At 30.8% G+C, this 20,374-nt stretch carries 18 protein-coding genes; 10 read left to right on the top strand and 8 right to left on the bottom strand.

Annotated features, from left to right (window positions below):
* The first annotated feature begins 2 nt into the window (after positions 1-2).
* From MFS40622_RS08510 to MFS40622_RS08500, 3 genes are read left to right on the top strand one after another with little or no spacing between them, the layout of a single operon-like run.
* Positions 3-1,313 carry a nucleotide sugar dehydrogenase gene (locus tag MFS40622_RS08510; protein WP_255348624.1) on the top strand — a complete coding sequence of 437 codons (1,311 nt, stop codon included), beginning with the start codon at positions 3-5 and terminating at the stop codon, positions 1,311-1,313.
* Entirely contained in the window at positions 1,306-1,776 is a 471-nt protein-coding gene (locus MFS40622_RS08505; RefSeq protein WP_048197523.1) for a hypothetical protein, read from the top strand. Before MFS40622_RS08510 ends, MFS40622_RS08505 begins: the two co-directional genes overlap by 8 nt.
* A 2-nt stretch (positions 1,777-1,778) precedes the next feature.
* Complete coding sequence (locus tag MFS40622_RS08500; protein WP_012981266.1) at positions 1,779-2,315, top strand: hypothetical protein; 537 nt, start codon at positions 1,779-1,781, stop codon at positions 2,313-2,315.
* A gap of 63 nt (positions 2,316-2,378) precedes the next feature.
* On the opposite strand, the gene MFS40622_RS08495 is transcribed toward MFS40622_RS08500, so the two are convergent.
* Complete coding sequence (locus MFS40622_RS08495) at positions 2,379-3,716, bottom strand: ATP-binding protein (protein WP_012981265.1); 1,338 nt, start codon at positions 3,714-3,716, stop codon at positions 2,379-2,381.
* Between the two features lie 124 nt (positions 3,717-3,840).
* Between MFS40622_RS08495 and dapB the strand changes: the two genes are divergently transcribed.
* Positions 3,841-4,665, top strand: a complete 825-nt coding sequence (gene dapB, locus MFS40622_RS08490; protein ID WP_012981264.1) for a 4-hydroxy-tetrahydrodipicolinate reductase — start codon at positions 3,841-3,843, stop codon at positions 4,663-4,665.
* A 326-nt stretch (positions 4,666-4,991) separates the two neighbouring features.
* Here dapB and MFS40622_RS08485 read toward each other — a convergent pair whose 3' ends face one another.
* Together MFS40622_RS08485 and MFS40622_RS08480 are read right to left on the bottom strand one after the other, a co-directional pair.
* Positions 4,992-6,047 carry an SPOUT family RNA methylase gene (locus MFS40622_RS08485; RefSeq protein WP_012981263.1) on the bottom strand — a complete coding sequence of 352 codons (1,056 nt, stop codon included), beginning with the start codon at positions 6,045-6,047 and terminating at the stop codon, positions 4,992-4,994.
* 2 nt (positions 6,048-6,049) lie between these two features.
* Positions 6,050-7,159, bottom strand: coding sequence for a hypothetical protein (locus MFS40622_RS08480; protein ID WP_012981262.1), 1,110 nt, complete (start codon positions 7,157-7,159; stop codon positions 6,050-6,052).
* Between the two features lie 36 nt (positions 7,160-7,195).
* Between MFS40622_RS08480 and MFS40622_RS08475 the strand changes: the two genes are divergently transcribed.
* The 3 genes from MFS40622_RS08475 to MFS40622_RS08465 all read left to right on the top strand — a co-directional run bounded on the left by MFS40622_RS08475 (position 7,196) and on the right by MFS40622_RS08465 (position 12,100).
* Positions 7,196-9,625 (top strand): glycosyltransferase family 39 protein, encoded by a 2,430-nt coding sequence (locus MFS40622_RS08475; protein ID WP_012981261.1) that lies wholly within the window; start codon positions 7,196-7,198, stop codon positions 9,623-9,625.
* A gap of 1 nt (position 9,626) precedes the next feature.
* The gene (locus tag MFS40622_RS08470) at positions 9,627-11,285 is read left to right on the top strand and encodes a hypothetical protein (RefSeq protein WP_012981260.1); all 1,659 of its coding nucleotides are present in this window, start codon (positions 9,627-9,629) and stop codon (positions 11,283-11,285) included.
* Positions 11,286-11,386: 101 nt separating this feature from the next.
* Complete coding sequence (locus MFS40622_RS08465; RefSeq protein WP_012981259.1) at positions 11,387-12,100, top strand: PHP domain-containing protein; 714 nt, start codon at positions 11,387-11,389, stop codon at positions 12,098-12,100.
* Positions 12,101-12,103: 3 nt separating this feature from the next.
* Here MFS40622_RS08465 and MFS40622_RS08460 read toward each other — a convergent pair whose 3' ends face one another.
* Together MFS40622_RS08460 and MFS40622_RS08455 are read right to left on the bottom strand one after the other, a co-directional pair.
* Positions 12,104-12,676 carry a zinc ribbon domain-containing protein gene (locus tag MFS40622_RS08460; protein WP_012981258.1) on the bottom strand — a complete coding sequence of 191 codons (573 nt, stop codon included), beginning with the start codon at positions 12,674-12,676 and terminating at the stop codon, positions 12,104-12,106.
* A 138-nt stretch (positions 12,677-12,814) separates the two neighbouring features.
* Complete coding sequence (locus MFS40622_RS08455; RefSeq protein ID WP_012981257.1) at positions 12,815-13,273, bottom strand: hypothetical protein; 459 nt, start codon at positions 13,271-13,273, stop codon at positions 12,815-12,817.
* A 247-nt stretch (positions 13,274-13,520) separates the two neighbouring features.
* Here MFS40622_RS08455 and MFS40622_RS08450 point away from each other — a divergent pair, with 247 nt between their 5' ends.
* The 3 genes from MFS40622_RS08450 (at position 13,521) to MFS40622_RS08440 (ending at position 16,539) form a co-directional block, all read left to right on the top strand.
* On the top strand, positions 13,521-14,693 hold the full coding sequence (locus MFS40622_RS08450) for an RNA ligase (RefSeq protein ID WP_048197613.1): 1,173 nt from the start codon (positions 13,521-13,523) through the stop codon (positions 14,691-14,693).
* Positions 14,694-14,885: 192 nt separating this feature from the next.
* Positions 14,886-15,656 (top strand): ABC transporter permease, encoded by a 771-nt coding sequence (locus MFS40622_RS08445; protein ID WP_156770034.1) that lies wholly within the window; start codon positions 14,886-14,888, stop codon positions 15,654-15,656.
* A 112-nt stretch (positions 15,657-15,768) separates the two neighbouring features.
* Entirely contained in the window at positions 15,769-16,539 is a 771-nt protein-coding gene (locus MFS40622_RS08440; RefSeq protein ID WP_012981254.1) for an ABC transporter ATP-binding protein, read from the top strand.
* A gap of 27 nt (positions 16,540-16,566) precedes the next feature.
* Here MFS40622_RS08440 and hisF read toward each other — a convergent pair whose 3' ends face one another.
* From hisF to MFS40622_RS08425, 3 genes are all read right to left on the bottom strand, one after another.
* On the bottom strand, positions 16,567-17,385 hold the full coding sequence (hisF, locus tag MFS40622_RS08435; RefSeq protein WP_012981253.1) for an imidazole glycerol phosphate synthase subunit HisF: 819 nt from the start codon (positions 17,383-17,385) through the stop codon (positions 16,567-16,569).
* Between the two features lie 69 nt (positions 17,386-17,454).
* Positions 17,455-18,246, bottom strand: a complete 792-nt coding sequence (locus MFS40622_RS08430) for a MinD/ParA family protein (RefSeq protein ID WP_012981252.1) — start codon at positions 18,244-18,246, stop codon at positions 17,455-17,457.
* 19 nt (positions 18,247-18,265) lie between these two features.
* A complete protein-coding gene (locus MFS40622_RS08425; RefSeq protein ID WP_012981251.1) occupies positions 18,266-20,374 on the bottom strand; it encodes a hypothetical protein in 2,109 nt (702 codons plus the stop codon).

Raw genomic sequence — 20,374 nt, 5'->3', positions numbered from 1 at the left:
CTATAAAGAATCTTAAAACACTAAATTGGGATAGGATGGCAAAGAAAAATGGTAATGGGAAGAAGATATGTGTAATTGGTTTAGGATATATTGGATTACCAACTGCCTCAATGTTAGCAATACATGGATTTAATGTTATTGGGGTAGATATTAACGAGAAACGGGTTAAGGAAATTAAAGAGCTAAGCTTTAAAACAACAGAAAAAGATTTAATGACATTAGTTAAAGGGGCCATAAATTCTGGAAACTTAAAAGTGCAAACAAAGCCAGAAAAGGCGGATGTTTTTATTATCTGCGTTCCTACTCCTTGTATTGAATGCAACGGAGAAAAGAAATGTGACTTAAATTACCTAAATAAAGCTATTGAAAGCATAAAGCCCTGTCTTGAAGATGGAAATTTAATTATTATAGAAAGCACAATTCCTCCCGGAACAACAGATGAGATTTACAAAAAACTCTCAAAGGATAAAAAAATTTATTTAGCTCACTGTCCAGAGAGGGTTCTGCCTGGAAATATATTGAAGGAGCTTGTTGAGAACGACAGAGTTATAGGTGGAGTTGACGAAAAATCTGCTGAAATGGCTAAGGAGATTTATGAAACCTTTGTTACTGGAAAGATTTATTTAACTGATGCAAAAACTGCAGAGATGGTTAAGTTAATGGAAAACACATATAGGGATGTTAATATTGCCCTAGCTAATGAGTTTGCAAAGATTGCAGAGGAGATTGGCATCAACGTCTGGGAGGCTATAGAGTTAGCTAATAAGCACCCGAGAGTAAATATTCTAAAACCAGGGCCTGGAGTAGGAGGGCATTGTATAAGCATAGACCCATGGTTTATTGTTGAAAAATCAAAAAATGCCAAACTTATAAGAACTGCAAGAGAGTTAAACGACTCCATGCCGTTGTTTGTTGTTGAGAAGATTAAAAAAATAATTAAAAAAGATAATGGAAAAATAGCTATATTTGGGGTAACTTATAAAGGAAATGTTGATGACACAAGAGAGAGTCCTGCTGAAAAGGTTGTTAGTAAATTAATAGATGAAGGTTTTGAAGTTAAATGCTATGATAAATATGCAAGAGACTTTATTTATCCTTTAAATAGTTTAGAGGAAGCTATTAATGGGGCGGATATTATTGTGGTATTAGCTGAACATGATGAATACAGAAATTTTGATAAAGAGGATATAAAGAAGATTGCCTCAAAGGTAAACAATAAATTAATCCTTGACACTAAAAATATATTAAAGAGAGATTTGTGGGAGGAAGAGGGCTTTAAAGTTTATGTCTTGGGTGATGGGAAGAATGCATAACCTAAATAACACTTATTTAAAAGAGTGCATTCATTTTTTAGACAGTTGTATTAACGCATTAAAAGAATTTGATTTAAGGACTTTTGTGTCGAGATTTTATTATGGGATGCTATATTTATTAAATGCATTTGAATTCTATATTAGAGAAAACATTGAGGATTGGCACAATAAGGAGAGATATGCCCATTTTAGCAAAAAGATTAGAAACTTCTTAATGGATTTAAAGCTTTATAGGCATGCATCTGACTATATATTATCTCCAAGGATAGAGCATGGAAAGCACTATGAAGAACATTGGGAGGAGTTTAAAGAGAGCTATTTAAAGCTAAAGTTTTTCCATTATTTGCATATATTAAGGCAAGAGCTTTATAGCTATAGACACAACCAACTTATAGCAATCATCATTGAGAAGCTTGAGATTATTGAAAAACTCTTAAAGCTATATATAATGTTAGAGGAATGATTATGGAAGAATTAATAAAGATATTAAGGCAGTTTGGCATTTCTGATGAATACTTAAAAATCTTAGATGTAGAAATTGATGGAGATAGATATATAACCATTCTAACCCCAACAACCCTAAACTGGATTGAAGAAGAGGAGATTGAAGAAACTTTAGAAGAGATTTTTAAAAATGTTAGGGTTAAAATCTCAAGACTGCCATTAAATAAATTTATTAAAACTTACTTAGAGAGAAATGTTAAAAATAAAGCTTATGGAGAGAATATTGAAAATGTTAAAATAGAAGGAGAGAACTATGCCCTATATATCGATTGGAAGAACAAAAAAATAGTTATCCACAAATTTAATGGAAAAAATCCTATAAAAGAGAGTTGTAAGCTATCTTCTAACTGGGAGACGATGTGGGGAATTTGGGTTTTAGGGTTTGAAAGCAAAGATAAAGCTAAAGAATTTGCTGAAAACCTTGCAGATGAAATTTATAAATATTATGAAATCGATTTTGATGTAGTAGAGCATAAAAGATGCCTAAGTGAGAATTAAATATCGATAAAACAAATATTACGAAGTTGAGTTTGATATTGAGGAGCATAAAAGATGCTTAAATTAACAAATAAATCTCTCTAAATCTTTTAAATCAAGGGCTTTTAGTTCTTCTTTCCGTTCAATACTCTTTGCTATAACATAGCACTCTTTTTCTCCATCAAAATCAACCATTTTGAGTTTTCTCTCTAAATCCTTCAAAATTCCTTTTGCCTCCTTAAAACTCAAATCCTTCCATTTTACTTCAAAGGCTATCATCTTCTCATCATTATAAGCTAAAACATCAATCTCTTCCCCCTTATGCCACCACTTAGCTACTTCTTTCTGTCCAAAATCAATAATTTTAAGTTTAAGCATCTCAAATACAAGATTTTCAAACATTTTTCCATAATATTCATTTAGAGAGTCCAAGATTTTGTTATAAACATCATCTACATTGCCAATTTCCAAATCTCCCATGTTTGGATAGACAAACCTAAACCAGAAGTTTATAAAATTGTCTTTGATGTAATAAATCCCTCTCTTCCTCTTTTTATATGGGAGGCAATAGCCCAAAATGTCAAGACGTTCCAGAGTTTCAATATACTTTGACAGATTCCCCCTATCCAATCCAGTAACATCAGCAAGCTTTCCTAAGGTGTTATAGCCAAGGGCTATATACTTCAAAATCAGCTTATAGACCCTTGGCTCTCTAAGTTCCTCCCTTAACAAGAACTCTGGCTCTTCATACAGTAATTCTCCCTTTCTAAGGATTTTTTGTTTTATATTCTCTTCAACACTCAAACTTTCATCAACTTGAGCTAAATAAAAAGGAGTTCCCCCAAATGTAGCATAGATTTTAACCAACTCCTCAAAATTTTTCCTTAGAAACATCTCCCTAACTCCTCTAATATTAAAAGGGTTTAATTTCCACTGCCCAGTCCTTCTTCCATAAAGAGGGCTTTTATACTCTAAGATACTCTCCATCATTCCAATACTTGAACCACAAATTATTAAAAAAACTTTTGTATCTGCCAAAATCTCATCCCAAATCTTTTGAAAGATGCTTAAAATTCCCTTATTTAATTGCATTAGGTATTGAAATTCATCAAGTGCTATAACAACCTTATCATCTTTAATCTCATCCCTTAAATATCTAAAAAGCTCCACTAAACCAACATCTAAATTTTTAAAATACTCCTTTCCAGTTAAATTTGAAAATGCTTTTTTAAGCTCATTTAGATTTTCATTCATGGAGTCATTGGTTAGCAAGACACAAATGCCTTTTTTATTCTCAAGGAATTTTTTTATAAGCATTGTTTTTCCAACTCTCCTCCTTCCATAGATGATTATTAGGTTGGCTTTGTCCTCTTTCCATTTTCTATTAAGAAATTCAAGCTCCTCCTTTCTATTCACAAACATAACCATCCCATTTATAATGCTGTTTGTAGATTATAATAATTTGCCTACAGCATTTATATACATCAACTATTTATAAATGATTAAGCAATAAAAAAAGTATCTAAGAAAATTTTATGGTGATGATATGATTAAAGTGGCAGTTACTGGAGCTTTGGGAAGAATGGGAAGCAATATAATTAAAACTATCTGCCAGCAAGATGATATGAAAGTTGTTTGTGCCTTTGAAGTTCCAAATCATCCAAAAAAGGGAGAGGATGTTGGAGAATTAATAGGCATTGGAAAAATTGGCGTTCCATTATCAACTGCAGATGAGTTAGATAAAGTTTTGAAAGAAACAAAACCAGATGTATTGGTTGATTTTACCATAGCCCATGCATGTGTTGAGAATGTTAAAATAGCTGCTAAAAATGGAGTTAAGCTAATTATTGGGACTACTGGTTTCACTGAAGAGCAAAAAGCAGAGATTGAAAAAGCGATAAAAGAAAATAAAGTTGCTGCTGTAATATCTCAAAACTTTGCAATTGGGGTTAATATATTCTTTAAAACTTTAGAGTTTTTGGCAAAGAAATTGGGAGATTATGACATTGAAATTATAGAGATGCACCACAGACATAAAAAAGATGCTCCTTCTGGAACTGCCTTAAGAGCGGCTGAAATTATAAAGGCAAATAGAGGCATTGAGAGCGTTTTTGTTTATGGAAGGCATGGAATGACTGGGGAGAGAAAGAAAGAAGAAATAGGGATACATGCACTAAGAGGAGGAGATGTTGTAGGAGACCATACAGTCATCTTTGCTGGAGATGGAGAGAGGATTGAGCTAACTCACAGAGCAAGTAGTAGACAAGCATTTGTAAATGGAGTTATCTTGGCTATAAGATTTATTGCTGACAAAAAAGAAGGCATCTACAATACATTTGATGTTTTAGGATTGAATGAAATTAAGTTTTAAATAATTCTGAAGTGTCCAATTAAAAATTTTTATGAGCTATAACCAAAAATTTTAAATAAGATAAAAAATTGATAAATGAAGATAGTTAATCACTGTTTTTTAAACCCTACCTCAAAGTAGGTAGGGTGTATATATTTACTGCACCCCATAGTGGGTGCAGTGCAAACTATCAAAATAAAATTTAAAGATTAAAGCTCTTCATCATTTGAGTTAAGTTCTGTTTTTTCTTCTTCAGAGCTATTTTCTGAGTCTTCTCCACTATTAGTCAATTTTCAAATGTTTATGTCATTTAAAGGTATTTATAGAAGCCCAAAGGGCTTCTATATCTATTCATTATTCAAATCTTCATGATTTGAAGATTGGCTATAAACTCCCCATAGTGCAATTAAAGCAGCAGGAATGGCATGTTCAGTAGCAAAGGTCATATGAGGAGCTAAATCTACTATATAATCTGCAAATCTAAACAATCCCCTTGGAATACCTTCCCTTGAACCACAAAATACAATAATTTCTCTCTTTTTTCTTAAGTCATAAGCTAACTTATCCTTAATTTTTGATAACTCATCTCCTTTTGGGTCGGTAATTATTAGCAACCTATTATCTCTTCTCTTATCTCTAACAACCTGATATAAATCTTGAACAGTCACTGGAACTAACTTAATCTCGAATGGATATGCCCTCTTTTGAATCTCATATCTTGAATGTTGCCCAATTTTAACCCCTTTAATAAACTCCATCAACTCATAGGCATCAACTTTTTCTTTTGGTGCTATAATCAGCTCTTTAACTTCAAATCCCTGAGCTGCTCTTCCAATTGCCTCTCCAAACCTTTTACAGACAATTTTCTCCCCTAAATATGGCATTTGCACAATGACAACTTTTTTAAATAACTCCCTTGCATTTCTCTTCTCTTTAGTGTATTTTTTGAATTTTTCTCCAGAAGTTATTGATACATAAGTTTTATTCTTAAATACCTCAACATGAACAACCTTATCTGGATTGTTTAAATCAACTGAAGCATTTGTTAAATCTTTAATCTTAGCTCCCAACACAATGTTTATATCTGTTGAGCTAAAATCATGTTTTCCTCTTTTTTTAGTTTCAACAGCAAAAGTTTCATCTTCTTTTATATAATCTTTAATCTTCTCAGCTAAATTAACTATTTTATCAAAATCCGTCTCTGTCTCAAAATAAACTTTTAAAACCCTCTCAACTTCAGGAATCTCCAAGATTTTATCTTCTATATCTTCATCGCTTTCAACTATAACAATCCCTTGATAACCATCAGGAGAAACGATATAATTAAAATTATCAATAATTTCTTTTAGATTATTTACAACAATGTTTTCAAAACCTTTTTGAGTTTTTATTATAAACTTCATGTTTATCCCTCTTTAAGTGTTTTTAACTTTGCATTTATATAAAATAATAAAGATAAAACTATTAAAAATCCGTAGTTTATGCCTATATCACAATAAGCTAACAATAAAGAGGCATATATTGCATAGAGCTTTTTATCACCCTCATATATAAATTTTGATACAGCTCCCAATAGTATAGCAAACAAGATTCCAAAAATCCCAAAATCAAGATATATCGTTCCAAATAAAGTTGTTGTAATATTATGAGGATACCTAAAAAGTAGCTCGCCTATAAGGTGCTCTCCATTAGGAGTTAGGGTAATTTTCCCAAGGGTCAATATATTGCTTTCAATAATCTTGCTAAGAACATACAAATCAAAATAAGCCCTATAACATAAAAGTTCTATTGGATTTAAATTCCAGTTTTGATTGGATGACAGCAGAATAATTTTTCCCATAATCCCTAAGAAAATTAGTAATCCGATATAATAAAATATAAGATGTTTTAAAGATCTCCTCCTATAAACAAAGTATGCAATAAATAGCATTAATACGCCCGCTTTATATCCAAGTAAGATTAGCAGTATAAACGCCACTATAAAATAAATTTTATTCTCAATGCTTGCATAAATTAAAGCTCCTGTAGCTATTAATCTCAACGGCTCTGAATTAATTTTCATTCTCACATCATAATCTAATATAGGTATCGCTCCATATTTCAACAGAATCAAAATAAATGATAAAATACCAACAACAAACAAAAAGTCTGTAAATACCTTTTTATTATAATATCTGATAAAAACCTCTACAACAGCTATGATAAATAACCAATAAATTACTGCAAAAATTAGAGAGCCAGTTACCTTAAAAGCCCCAAATAATGCAAGAGATGATGATAAAAATAATGCTAAATAACTCAACATTTTACAATCTTTGAAGTTAAAATTAAATACAAATGGAAGTGAGTATGCAGAGATATATAATAAAGTAATTGCGATTATTTTTAATAACAAAGATAATTTAAAATTATGTAAATATGGTAGAGACAGAATAAAAATTGCCAAATGTCCAATAATAATAATAACAATTGGATGAAATACATCCAACTTCTTTATTAATTTTATTGCTTCCATTGCTATCACTTAATAAATAACTTTTAAGGTGATAAAATGAGCTCAAAATCTGAAAAAATATTTCTCATTCTACTATTAATAATTTCATTCATAGTTAGATTAATCCCCCACAGAAATCTAATCCTAGCTACTTATGATGAGTATTTACATAGAGATATAACGCTGAGGATAGTTAATGAGGGGTTTGGTGTAATATCAAAAGATATATATTCCCTACTTGGATTGAAAGCTTATAGCTATCCACCAATGTTTCATATTATTGGAGCTTTATGTTATAAGCTATTTCCAAGTGATTATGTCTTTTTTATTTTACCTGCAATTATTGGGACTTTAACAGTATTGGTTTATTATTACTTTGCAAAGGAAGTTGTAAGTAATGAAAAAGTGGCCTTACTTTCAACACTATTCTTTGCATTTGCTCCAAATTTTATATATAGAAGTTCTCTCTACATTCCTGAAAATTTAGGATTGTTGTTATTTACCCTATCTATGTTTACATTTACAAGGTTTTTAAAATCAAAGAATTGGAAGTATTTGGGATTACTAATAATTTTACTACCAATCTATATGGTAACCCATAGAGGATGGGTAATGTTTGTATTGGCAGGATTCTTTATGTCACTCCCTTATTTGTATGAATACACAAGAAGATATACGAAGTATATGTTAATTTTGATGGGGGTTTTCTTATTTGGAATAGTGGCATTATTCTTTGTAGATGGTGGAATGATATCTAACGCAATAAGTAGAATCCCTAAATCTGAAGTTAGTTTATTAGGATACTTTAAATGGATAGGAGTTGTTCAACTAATATTTGGATTTTTAGCACTTAATATGTATTTAAGAGGAGATAACCTAAAAAAAGGTATTGCACTATGGGCTTTGGCATTTTTGACAATAGGTAGTTTTTCATTTAGATTTAGAGACCCTTATGCAACCTTTCCATTATCAATAATGGCCTCTGAATATATCTATATGAATCTCCCAGGATGGGTAGAAAAAATAAAACTGAGCTTAAATAACCTAAAACTTAAATTTAAAATAAATAAAAAGAAAATATATGCAATACTATTGTCGATTTTTATCTTGGTTTCTACTACTCAAGGTGTATCTGGAGCGTATCTATTCATAAAGCCACCAACAGTAAAAGATAAAGAAGCATTTGATTGGATTAAGAAAAATACTCCTGAAAATTCAGTATTTCTAACTTGGTGGACTACAGGATATCTACTCATAGGAAACACTCATAGAAGGGATATATTAACTTGGATGAAGGTTTATCAAGGCTTTATGGGAAAACCACCAAGTTTGAGAGATGTAATGATGGCATATTCTGACTTGGTTGCAATGTTTGGAGAAGTCGATAAGGAGAGAACTTATTATTTACTAAAGAAGTACAATGTCTCATATGTCTATTTAGATAAGACAATAAGAAACTATGGAATAATAAAGCATGGACTTTCGGAGTATGTCGCTTATGACACTCACTTTAAATTACTATTTGCTAATGGAAATTCTGAAATCTATAAATATATCCCAAATGCAACCTTAGAGCCAAAAAATAAAGGTGAAATAAGATATAACGACCCTCTAGTAAATTACCTTGAAAAATTCTGGACAGGGTATAACTACGCTGACTTTGATGAAGGATACAAAGCAGACTTCGTATTAAATGCAAAGATTTGTAAGATTTATGATATGTATTACAAGAAAACAAATGATTCAAGATTTAAAGAGAGAAGGGATTATTTACTAAAATGGTTGGCATATAAAGAGATGAAGGATGGTGCTTATGTAACTGGAATTCCTCCAAAAGAAGACGTATTAACAACTGTAAGAGTTCTTGAGCCGATAATAAACATGAATTTCAAAAATAAGAATAAAGCTATATCCTATATAAAAAAGGAAGTTTCAGAGATAGATTATAACATAACAACCAATAAAGAAGAAGACGTAGTTGAAGTAGCTTCTTTAATTCCTTACCTCTATGAGTTAAATTTAATAAATAGGAGTCAGCTTAACGATTACATCAATTACGTTTTAAAAGAGCAAAAACAAGATGGAAAATGGGGAAGGTCAATATCTGACACTATTCAAGTAGCTTATAGCTTAGGAGCCTATTACAAACTATCTAATGACACAAGGGTTTTAGAAGCAATAAATAAATCAGCTGAGTATATTATTGATTATGAAGGAGATAACGGCTATTTAAAAGACGAATATAAGTATAAATACTCAAAAGCTACCTATGCGAAGATTATGTTTATTTACTATATATTAGGATTAAAAGAAAAAGCGAAAGAAGAAGAAAAAATAGTTAGTCAATATAATTCTTTAGATGAAATTAAACCATTAGCGGCTTTATTGGATATTTATGAAGTATATAGCTATATGTATGGTGAAGAGAAGGCCTTAGATAAAATAAAAGAACTAATTAAAAATGATTATTTAAGCAAAGAGTGGTAAAATGAAAAAACCCTTAATATTATTTTTCATTATCCTTACATTAATAATAAACCATTCTTCTGCACAAACTGTTGTTGTTGGCTCTGACCAAGATAAAACACTAGTTTATCAACTTTCTGAACATTTGAATGCAACACCATTTATAATTCCTTGGGGTTCAACAGATGAAAAATATGTTAATGAATTAAAAAATCTGAACGCAACAGAAATAATCATTATTGGTGGAAAATATTCAGTTCCTGAATGTTTTAATATTGGAAATTATAAAAGATTTGCTGGAAAGGATAGGGTTGAAACCGCCTATTTGGTGTTATCCAATTTCTATAATATTAATTGTAGTGGAAATTTAATATTCTACCCATCAAAGGAGTTAATATTAAAAACAATAATTGAAAAAAGAAACTGGATAATAATTGAAGGAAATAGCCCAATATCAAAAAAATGGTCTAAATTTATATATTATTCTTTAAAAAAAGACCATCATGGAAATAAAACAGTCATTTATGTTGGAAATATTAATAACAATCCACAAATGAGGGATAATTGGAATATTAAACTGCCATATATTGTCTCTTTTTGTCCAGCAGTTATTTATTATAATAACACTCTCTATATAACTGGCAGTGATGAGAATTTGCCTAGCACTATTGGGAGACTATTTGCAAAACATATAACTTACGAATTTAATGATTTACTCTTATTCTTTATAATTTTGTTGATTACTTCTGCAATATTTTACTATTATATTAGAAGCCCTTATTATATAGTTGCGTTAATTATCTCTGCATTATGGATTTTTTGGCATAAGTATGACTTTGGTATTGTTTGGGATGCACTATTTGTTTATTTGGATGGGGCATTATCTCTCCTATATTTAGGACATTATGAAACGATAATCTCTGGAAGAAGCTTTTGTGGTCTTTCTTATTGTTTATATGTTTGGTTTCATATTTTTAAACCATCTTTGGAAAGCATTGTGTTTTATCAAATCTATATGTTCTTTATCATGGTTGGATTTATATTTCTTTATTTCAAAAGGAAGTTTTTAGGATTGATTGTGATGTTAATACTCTTAGGAATTCCATTATTCAAAAAATATATTTTAATGTTTTCCACTGAATTAACATTTTTAACATTTTTAATGATAATCTTGCATATTTTAAAAAATTTCAAAGGCAAAAATTTAGAAATCATTATATTATCTCTATTGACTTCAATTTCAGCTTTGGTTAGAGTTCATTCTTTAGCTATTCCTTTAATATATGCTTTTTATCAAAAAAATAAGCAGTCATTATTATATTTAATGTTATCGATTGTGTTGTATCTTACTTTGCTTTTTATAAGTGGAGGAGAAATATATGGCTATGTTGGTGAGATTTCTACAAAAGGAGGAATTTCATTAGATATTTTTATTAAAAATGTTATATTTTATCTACCCAAATTTTTAATGGACATTGCTTTCCCAATAACTGTATTATTAACACTTTTTATCATTAAAAGAGAAAAAATCATTAAAAACAGTTCATTTAAATATTATATCCTAACCCTTGCAGTAGTATTTTTAATTATGCCCTTATTTTGGGTTGCTCAGGAAGAGAGATATCTCTTAACGTCAGTATTTTTATTTACAGTTGCCGGTTTTGAGTTTTTTGATTATTAAATAATAGCTATAATTTAGTTTTAAGTCATGATTAAATTTTTATAAGTCATGTTGAGTTATTATTATTAAAAACTTTATTATAAAATACATTGGGGACATCAATGAAAGTAGATTTGCATATGCATTCTATAGTGAGTAAGTGCTCTTTAAATCCAAGAGGTCTTTTAGAAAAATTGTGTATAAAGAGAAATATTATCCCAGCTATTTGTGACCACAATAAACTAACTAAGTTAGATTTTGCAATACCTGGAGAGGAGATAGCAACAAATAGCGGAGAGTTTATTGGTTTATTCCTAACTGAAGAAATCCCAGCAAATTTAGATTTGTATGAAGCGTTAGATAGAGTTAGAGAGCAGGGGGCTTTAATTTACCTTCCACATCCTTTTGACATGAGTAGGAGAAGGAGTTTGGCAAAATTTAATGTGTTAGAAGAGAGGGAGTTTTTAAAATACGTCCATATTGTTGAAGTTTTTAATAGTAGATGTAGAAGTATAGAACCAAACTTAAAAGCTTTAGAATATGCTGAAAAATATGATTTTGCAATGGCTTTTGGAAGTGACGCCCATTTTATATGGGAAGTTGGAAATGCATACACAAAATTTAGCGAGTTAAATATAGAAAAACCAGATGATTTGTCACCAAAGGAGTTCTTAAATTTATTAAAAATAAAAACTGAAGAGTTAATAAAAGCAAAATCCAACTTACTAAAAAATCCATGGAAAACAAGATGGCACTATGGGAAGTTGGGAAGTAAGTATAATATAGCGTTATATAGCAAAGTTGTGAAAAATGTGAGGAGAAAATTAAACATTTAGAATTTAGGGCTTTCTTTTAAGTCTATAACCACAATATGGACAGATAATCCACTCAGGTTGTACAGGTCTCTTACAGTTTGGACATCTTAAAACCTCTTCTTCCTCTTCTTTTAACTTTGCACCACAGTGAGCACAGTATTTCCAAGAATCTGAAATGTAATTATTACAGTTTTTACATCTCTCTATTTCCTCTTCAAACGTCATGTTTTTAATTTCCGCCCCACAGTTAGTACAGTAATTCCACCCCAAGTCAATTGGAGATTTACATGAATTACAGAGTGGAACAAATGTTGAAAACTTAGTACCTAATGCTTTCTTAACTTTTTCAAGAGTTATCATTGCCTCTCTTCTTAGAATCTCATCAGGGTCGTATTCGATTATCTGATTTAGTAACGTAATAATTTCATTCAACGTTACCTTATCATAAGTATCCAAGTATATGATTGCCTCTGGTCTAACTTCAGCAATCTCCTGTAACTTTCTCAATGTCACTAACTTTGTAGCAGGCACTGAACTTCTTAATCCAGAGACGATACTCATTTTTTCTTCATCAGTTAAAGGAACTACACGAACCATTTTTACCTCCCCCACTATTATAGTTTTTTTGCAGAACATTTTGGAATGAATAATGACAACTTATGAATGTCTCCAAATAGGAGATGTTCAATTTTCCATATAATATGGTTTTAATAACTTTTGCAAAAAACTATAAGGCTATTTTGTTACTGGTAACCTGTTATTAACCCAAATATCTCCTAAAGATATCAGCTTATCTATATAATATAAGACTGCAGAAGGTAGTTCTTTTTCCGAAACATTTAAAAGTCCAGACAATTCAGCATCCCTTCTCTTTATCTTAAATTTGTAGTAGGGTTGGAACCCTCCCCCTCCTGCATAGTAGCATATAATCTGCACCTCCTCAACATCTGTATTCTTAAAAACATAATATGTTATTGCTCCAATATCTTTTTTGCTATCAGCATCTAAACTATATGGACTACTCCTTGCTCCAATTTCTGTCTTTACTTGATATACTATAGCTGTTTTTACACCATTTATTGTCCTATTTTCGATCTTTATTACATCATATTCTTTATATAGGACGTCAGGATATTTTTTTGGAAGTATTATCATACAACCACACACCACCAAGCTAACTATAGCAAATAACATAACCCCTCCCAGTACTCTAAATCGTCTCATTTTTATCCCACTTCTTTACCATAATTTAGACGGCAATAATAATATCATAATTATAGTTAATAAGTTATTTATAACTTTACCATAACTTAGTGTTTTTCAAAATATGTTGGAATAACTAAGGCACTGATGAATGCCTTCCAAAGGAGACATTCAAATATTCCTTATTAATTTTAATAAGTTTTGAAAAACACTATAGATTTTGATGAGGTTGATAATGATGAAGGTCTTAACATATGACTTAAATAAAATAGCGGAAAAACTCAATTTATCTATAAAAGATTTAAATAAAGCATTTAACAAGAAAATTTTAAGAGAAGATGAATATAAAGAAACAAAAACATTACTATTTAAAAAAGAATTTAAAGGGGTAGAGAAAGGGACAGTTATATTTCTAAACGATAACCTCGATGTTGTTAGGGGATATCCAAAAACATACAGGGCTATAACCCTATACCCAACAATAAAAAAACATTTCATTGATAAGGTTGTTATTGAAGAGAAACTGAACGGCTATAACATAAGAATCGTTAAAATAGATGGAGAAGTTTATGCTTTAACAAGAAGTGGTTATATCTGCCCCTTTACAACAAAAAAGGTTAAAAAATTCTTAAATTTGGAAATTTTAGATGACTACAGTGAGTATATGTTATGTGGAGAAATGATTGGTCTAAACAACCCCTACACACCTTATTATTATAAAGAGGTTGATAGAGGTTATGAAAATCTCGGATTTTATATATTTGATATAAAAGAGAGGGAGACAAACAAATCGCTACCAATAAAAGAGAGGATAAATCTATGTGAGAAATATAACTTACCTTATGTTAAGCCGTTGGCAATTGTCGATAAGGATAATGCCCATATACACGTAAGGAAGATTATTGAAAAGCTAAACGAAGAAGGGAGAGAGGGAGTTGTTTTAAAAGACCCAGATATGGCTGTTCCTCCAATAAAATATACAACTCACTATACTCAGTGTGAAGACTTAAAATCAGCCTTTACATTTTTCTTTGATTTGGGAATGGACTTTTTATTTAGTAGGGTTGTGAGAGAAGGATTTATGAGCTATGAGTTTAAAGAGTGTGAAGAGGAGAGAAAAAAGAGGGCTAAAGATTTGGGAGAGGCAATTTTGTTGCCAATGGTTGAGACAATTAATAAAATAGCTGATGGAGAGAGGATTTCTGAGGATTTTGAGCTAATATTTGATAGTGAAGATGATTTTGAGGAGTTTTTAGATTTTATGAGAAAGATGAAAATGGTTATAACAATAAAAAATGTTGAAGAGATTAATACCAACGAAGGAGTTAAAATTAAGGTGTTGATTGGAAAAATATACAACAAAACTAACGATAAAGTTATAAGTTATTTAAATGGAACACTTTGGGAATAATATAGGACTTTCGCAGGAAAAATTTTTTATAAGGAAGATTGATGCCTAAAGGCATCTAAGTGCATTAATCAATATATAAACTGCGAAAGTCCTATAATAACAAAATTTAAATACTTCATAATGTTTTTAAAGTTTTGTTAATATCTTAATTATGTGTTAAGAGATGAAATCATAAAAGGGGATACTGTGAAGATAAGTTCGAAAGATTTAATATTAAAAGCAGTTCTTCCAATAGCAGTTGTTGTTGCATGGGAGATTTTGGCGATATATATAAATAATCCCGTCATCTTACCAAGGGTTGAAGCCGTTGTTAATGTCTTAACACATCCATTCGAAGGAATTTTAGGAACTGGAAGCTTAATAGACAATACAATAGTTAGTATAAAAAGGGTTTTAGGTGGTTTTTTATTAGCTTCAGCTGTAGCAATACCCTTAGGAATATTGATGGGTTACTATAGAACAATAAACAGCTTATGTGACACATTAATAGAACTGCTAAGACCAATTCCACCATTAGCTTGGGTTCCTCTATCGTTAGCATGGTTTGGATTAGGAGAGATGTCAATGATATTCATTATATTTATTGGAGCATTTTTCCCAATATTGATAAACACAATATCCGGGGTTAAAAGTGTCCCAACTCCTTTGATTGAAGCGGCTTTAACATTAGGGGCTAAAGGAAGGGATATTCTAATAAAAGTTGTTATTCCAGCATCATCTCCAAGTATCTTAACTGGGCTGAGAGTTGGGGCAGGAATTGCATGGATGTGTGTTGTTGCTGCTGAAATGCTTCCATCAAGTAACGCTGGTTTAGGGTATCTAATTATGTATGCTTACTCACTGAGCAGAATGGATGTTGTTATCGCTTGCATGATAATTATTGGATTAATCGGGCTTGTATTGGATAGAGGACTAAGATATATTGAGGACAAATACTTTGTATGGAGAAAGATGATGAAATAATTTTTAATTTACACCTCCGAGCGTAAGCGAGGAGGTGTTAGGGGTGTACCAATAGGGGCATAGCCCCTATGGGGAGGAAATAGATGAAATAATGCATTCATTGAGTGATAGGATGAAAGTAAAGCTGAAAGTTGAAAATCTAACAAAAATTTTTGAATTTAATGGGAATAGAGTTAAGGCATTGGACAACATTAATTTGGAAGTTTATGAGAATGAGTTTTTAACAGTTATGGGGCCAAGTGGTTGTGGAAAAACAACGTTGTTAAGAATTATAGCTGGTTTAGATTATCCAACTGAAGGGAGAGTTTTGTTGGATGGAAGAGAAGTTAGAGAACCGGGGGCAGATAGAGGGGTTGTATTTCAGCAATATACATTGATGCCATGGAGAACTGTTCTAAAAAATGTTACATTTGGTTTAGAGTTGAAAGGAATTCCTAAAAACGAGAGGATAGAAATAGCCAAAAAATTCATTAAAATGGTTGGATTGGAAGGATTTGAAGATGCCTATCCTTATCAGCTAAGTGGAGGAATGCAACAGAGAGTTGCAATAGCAAGAACTTTGGCAAATAACCCAGAGATTGTTTTAATGGATGAGCCTTTCGCTGCATTGGATGCACAAACAAGGAATATCTTGCAGAACGAATTATTAAAAATATGGGAAAAAGAAAAGAAGACTATATTTTTTGTTACTCATAGCGTCGATGAGGCTGTTTATCTCTCAGATAGGGTAGTAGTTTTAACTGCAAGACCTGGGAGGATAAAAGAGATTGTTGAAATTGATTTGGAGAGACCAAGAGATAGAACAAGTATAGAATTTCTTGAATATAGGAAGAAAATATTAAATATATTGAAGGATGAGGTTTTAAAATCTTTAAAATTTTAAAATAAAAAATAAAGACGAAATAAAAGGTTATAACAATCTCATAGGTATTCCCCTATCAGCACAATATCTCTTTATTTCCTCTATAGTATATTCTCTATAATGCAGTATTCCAGCCATTAATGCAGCATCTGCTTTTCCATAAACAAAAGCTTCATAAACATGCTCTGGTTTTCCACAACCTCCACTTGCGATAACTGGGAGCTTTGTAATTTTAGAAATCTCTTTTGTTAATATCAAATCATAGCCACTTTTTGTTCCATCTTTATCTATACTTGTTAATAAAATCTCTCCAGCACCCAATTCTTCAACTTTTTTAGCCCATTCTATAGCATCTATACCTGTCTCTTTTCTCCCTCCGTATATATAAACCTCAAACCAGCAATAACCATCCTCTACCTTAACAACATTTTTATTTATCTTATCTATTTCATCCTCATTAACATAATGTCTCTTAGCATCAATAGCAACAACAACACACTGGGAACCAAATATTTCACTTGCTTCTTTAATTAAATCTGGATTTTTTACTGCTGCAGTATTTATTGAAACCTTATCAGCCCCAGCCCTTAATATTCTTCTAAAATCTTCAATTGATTTAATTCCACCACCAACAGTTAATGGAATAAATACCTTTTCAGCTGTTCTTTCTACAACATCAATAATTATATCTCTCTTTTCAGCTGAAGCAGTTATATCCAAAAATACAAGTTCATCAGCTCCTTCATTATCATAGTACTGGGCTAACTCAACGGGGTCTCCAGCATCTCTCAAATTCAAAAACTTAGTTCCTTTAACAACCCTTCCATCTTTAATATCTAAGCATGGAATAATTCTTTTTGTTAGCATCACTATCCCTTATATTTTTTTGAATTTGAATATTTATTAATATTTATTTTTATTATTTTATTATAATTATTATAAATAGTCCTCAAAGTCTCTTTCAACTTTTTCTTCTTCAGTTAATTCTGAAATAGCTTTTGCTAATTTTAAAGCTCTTAATGATGCTAAATCCTTCTCTAAATATATACTTGCTACTTCATTAGTTAATTTGGTAAGTTCCTTTGTAAATTTTGTTTTAATTTTTGCTATTGGTGTGCTCTCTACCCACTGCCTTTCTACATTTTGGTCGTAGGGTAGAACCCCGACAACGTCATCTATTATCTCACTAATATCAGTAAGTCCCCTATATTTATTTACAATTATCCCTGTAAGTCCTATACTTAAGTCCGTTATAAGTTCTATAGTTTTTAGAGAATTTACAATTGATGGGATACTATCCTCTCCGACTACAACTACCTTATTAACGAGTTCAAATTCACCAACATAACCTATCAGTGGGTTATCTTCAGTAATGTTGGGTGGAAAATCATAGACTATAACATCATACTCTTCATCCAATTCTTTGATTAAAGTTTCGAATCTATTTAAGTCAGATTTATATCCAAAAACCTTAGAAGAAACATCAGTATGGATAATAGCCAAATCGTCATAATGGTATATTATATCTTCAATTGCAGAATCTCCTGCAAGATAAGTATTTAGGTTATGCTTCTTATCTTCAAGACCAAATAAAACGGCAGTTGTCCCTCCATATATATCACAATCAACCAATATTGTTTTTACTGATTGACTGAGTAGGTATGCAAAATTTGCAGCAATAGTAGTTTTTCCAGTTCCCCCTTGAATATTGTAAAAACCTATCCTCATTATATCACCAAAAATTATTTTAGTTCAAAGGAATTATTTTCGGTGGATTTGCTATTACATATTTACAATGTTCTTTGTCGAATTCTTCAACTGTATAATTACTTACGTTAAGATTCTTTTTAAATATGGTGATTTTTATCCCATTATTATCTTTTATAATTATAGCAGTTCCATTATATAGAATATTGTTCTTATTATACTTATCAAGCCAGTTAGCCAAATCCTTGAATGATATTATTGCTGTTCCATTTTCCTTTAGTTTGATAAGTAAATCTTCACTAAAGTTCCTAATATCTGCAATATAAACTCCAAAGTCTTCATCTTTTGGCGGAATGTATAATGTGCTAACAACATTTATCCCATAAATCTCTTTTAATGGTGAAGGGATTCTGACTATTGGGATTCCATCATATGTTTCAAATCCTTTATTTCCAGGAATTACCACATAATCAACCTTATCTTTTAAATCTAATTTCCAATCCAACTCATCATTATCTTTTCCAAAAATTGCATCTATTAAGTATTTATCTGAACTTTCTAAGAACAACCCATGACAACCATTTGCTAATGCATAGGCATAATTTTTAACAAACCAGTGGTTGAAATACTTGTATTTATCCCACATTTCGCTCTCATTTTCCGGTGAAACCGGTTCTCCTTCATAATACCATTTTGATGATTCTTTAGCTTTTCCCTCCCAGTATGGTTCACCATCATCTAAGTGATAATAAATATTTTCACTTTTAGGTCCTTCTTCCCAGTAACCATACTCTTTTGTTCCCTCATAACTTATAACCTTAGGGTAGTATCCACCAATGGGGTCATTTCTAAATGTTTCTGGTGCTTTATCCACATAGATTAAAGGATAATAACTTAAAGCGAGTATATCTTCCCAATTAATATCTTGCATTTTTTCTGGATTGAAATATAGATGAGTATAATTTTGCTGCCACCATTTTTTAAACCAGTAGTAGTTATATAAATCTTCAAGTTCATTCATATTAACATTAGATTTTTCGACAATATCTATGCCTTCGCTACCTGTCACTATGTAACTTACATTTATCCCAAATGCTCTCAATGCCTTTATGGCTCCCAACTTTTTTTCTATTATACTATTATCCAGCATATCTACTTTAATCTTCCTTCCTGCAACATCTATAGCATAATCTCCATTTTCATCTGGAATTACTTTATCTATTGCGACTCCTGAAACAAGGATATGCTTATAATAAGGTGGAACTTTGTTTATATATGCAAAAATTCCTCCATTTTTTGCGATATATTCACCAATAATATCAAGAGTTGATTTGTTGTTTAGAGTTGTAGGATACAGAAAAAGAAGTTTATTTTTCTTAATTTCATAGACTCCATCAGCTACTTTCTTATAATTAATTTTATAAATTGGAACTTCTTTAACATCTGCTGGGGGATTGAATATTAAAACTCCATCATCATTTCTTGTAATATATTTTTTTGGATATATTATGAAAACACTGCTGTTATCAACAAATACATAACCGTAATAATCGGGAATGTATTTTTCTGGAAGGTCATAGGAGTACTTATAATAATATCTATCAGAACTTTCTTTTGGAGGAATATAATAAACTTCTCCATTATCTCCTCTAATTATGTATTTTTTTGGGTAGAGGATAAAGGTTGAATTTTCTATTAATACATATCCATCATAATTTGGGATTTTTGAATTATTTAGAACTTTTATTTTATATGGCTTTACAAATTCATATTTGCTATAATTCTCTTCCTTTGGTGGATTATATATTAAAGCTCCATTTTCCTCATAAACACTGTATTTTGGATAAACTACAATAACCCCATTTTTATTAATATATGTGTAATTCCCATAATCTGGAAGTTTCAATGGAGTGTATTTTTTTATCCCTAAGTAGCATAATATGTCCTTATTAATTGACTGACTGTCCATACAAAATATGGTTAAAGTATTATTTTCATCTAAGAGTTCTTTAAGTTCATCTATACTTTTAATTTTAGATAATTGAACGAATACTATAGGAATTGAGCTTGCATATTTGTAATTCAAATTTGATGAGTAAGAACAGCTAATTACTGCAAGTAGTAAAACTACAAAAATAAACTTTTTCAT

It is taken from the genome of Methanocaldococcus sp. FS406-22, assembly GCF_000025525.1.
Lineage (GTDB): Archaea > AGJL01 > Methanococci > Methanococcales > Methanocaldococcaceae > Methanocaldococcus.
This window is presented reverse-complemented; position numbering and strand designations above follow the sequence as displayed.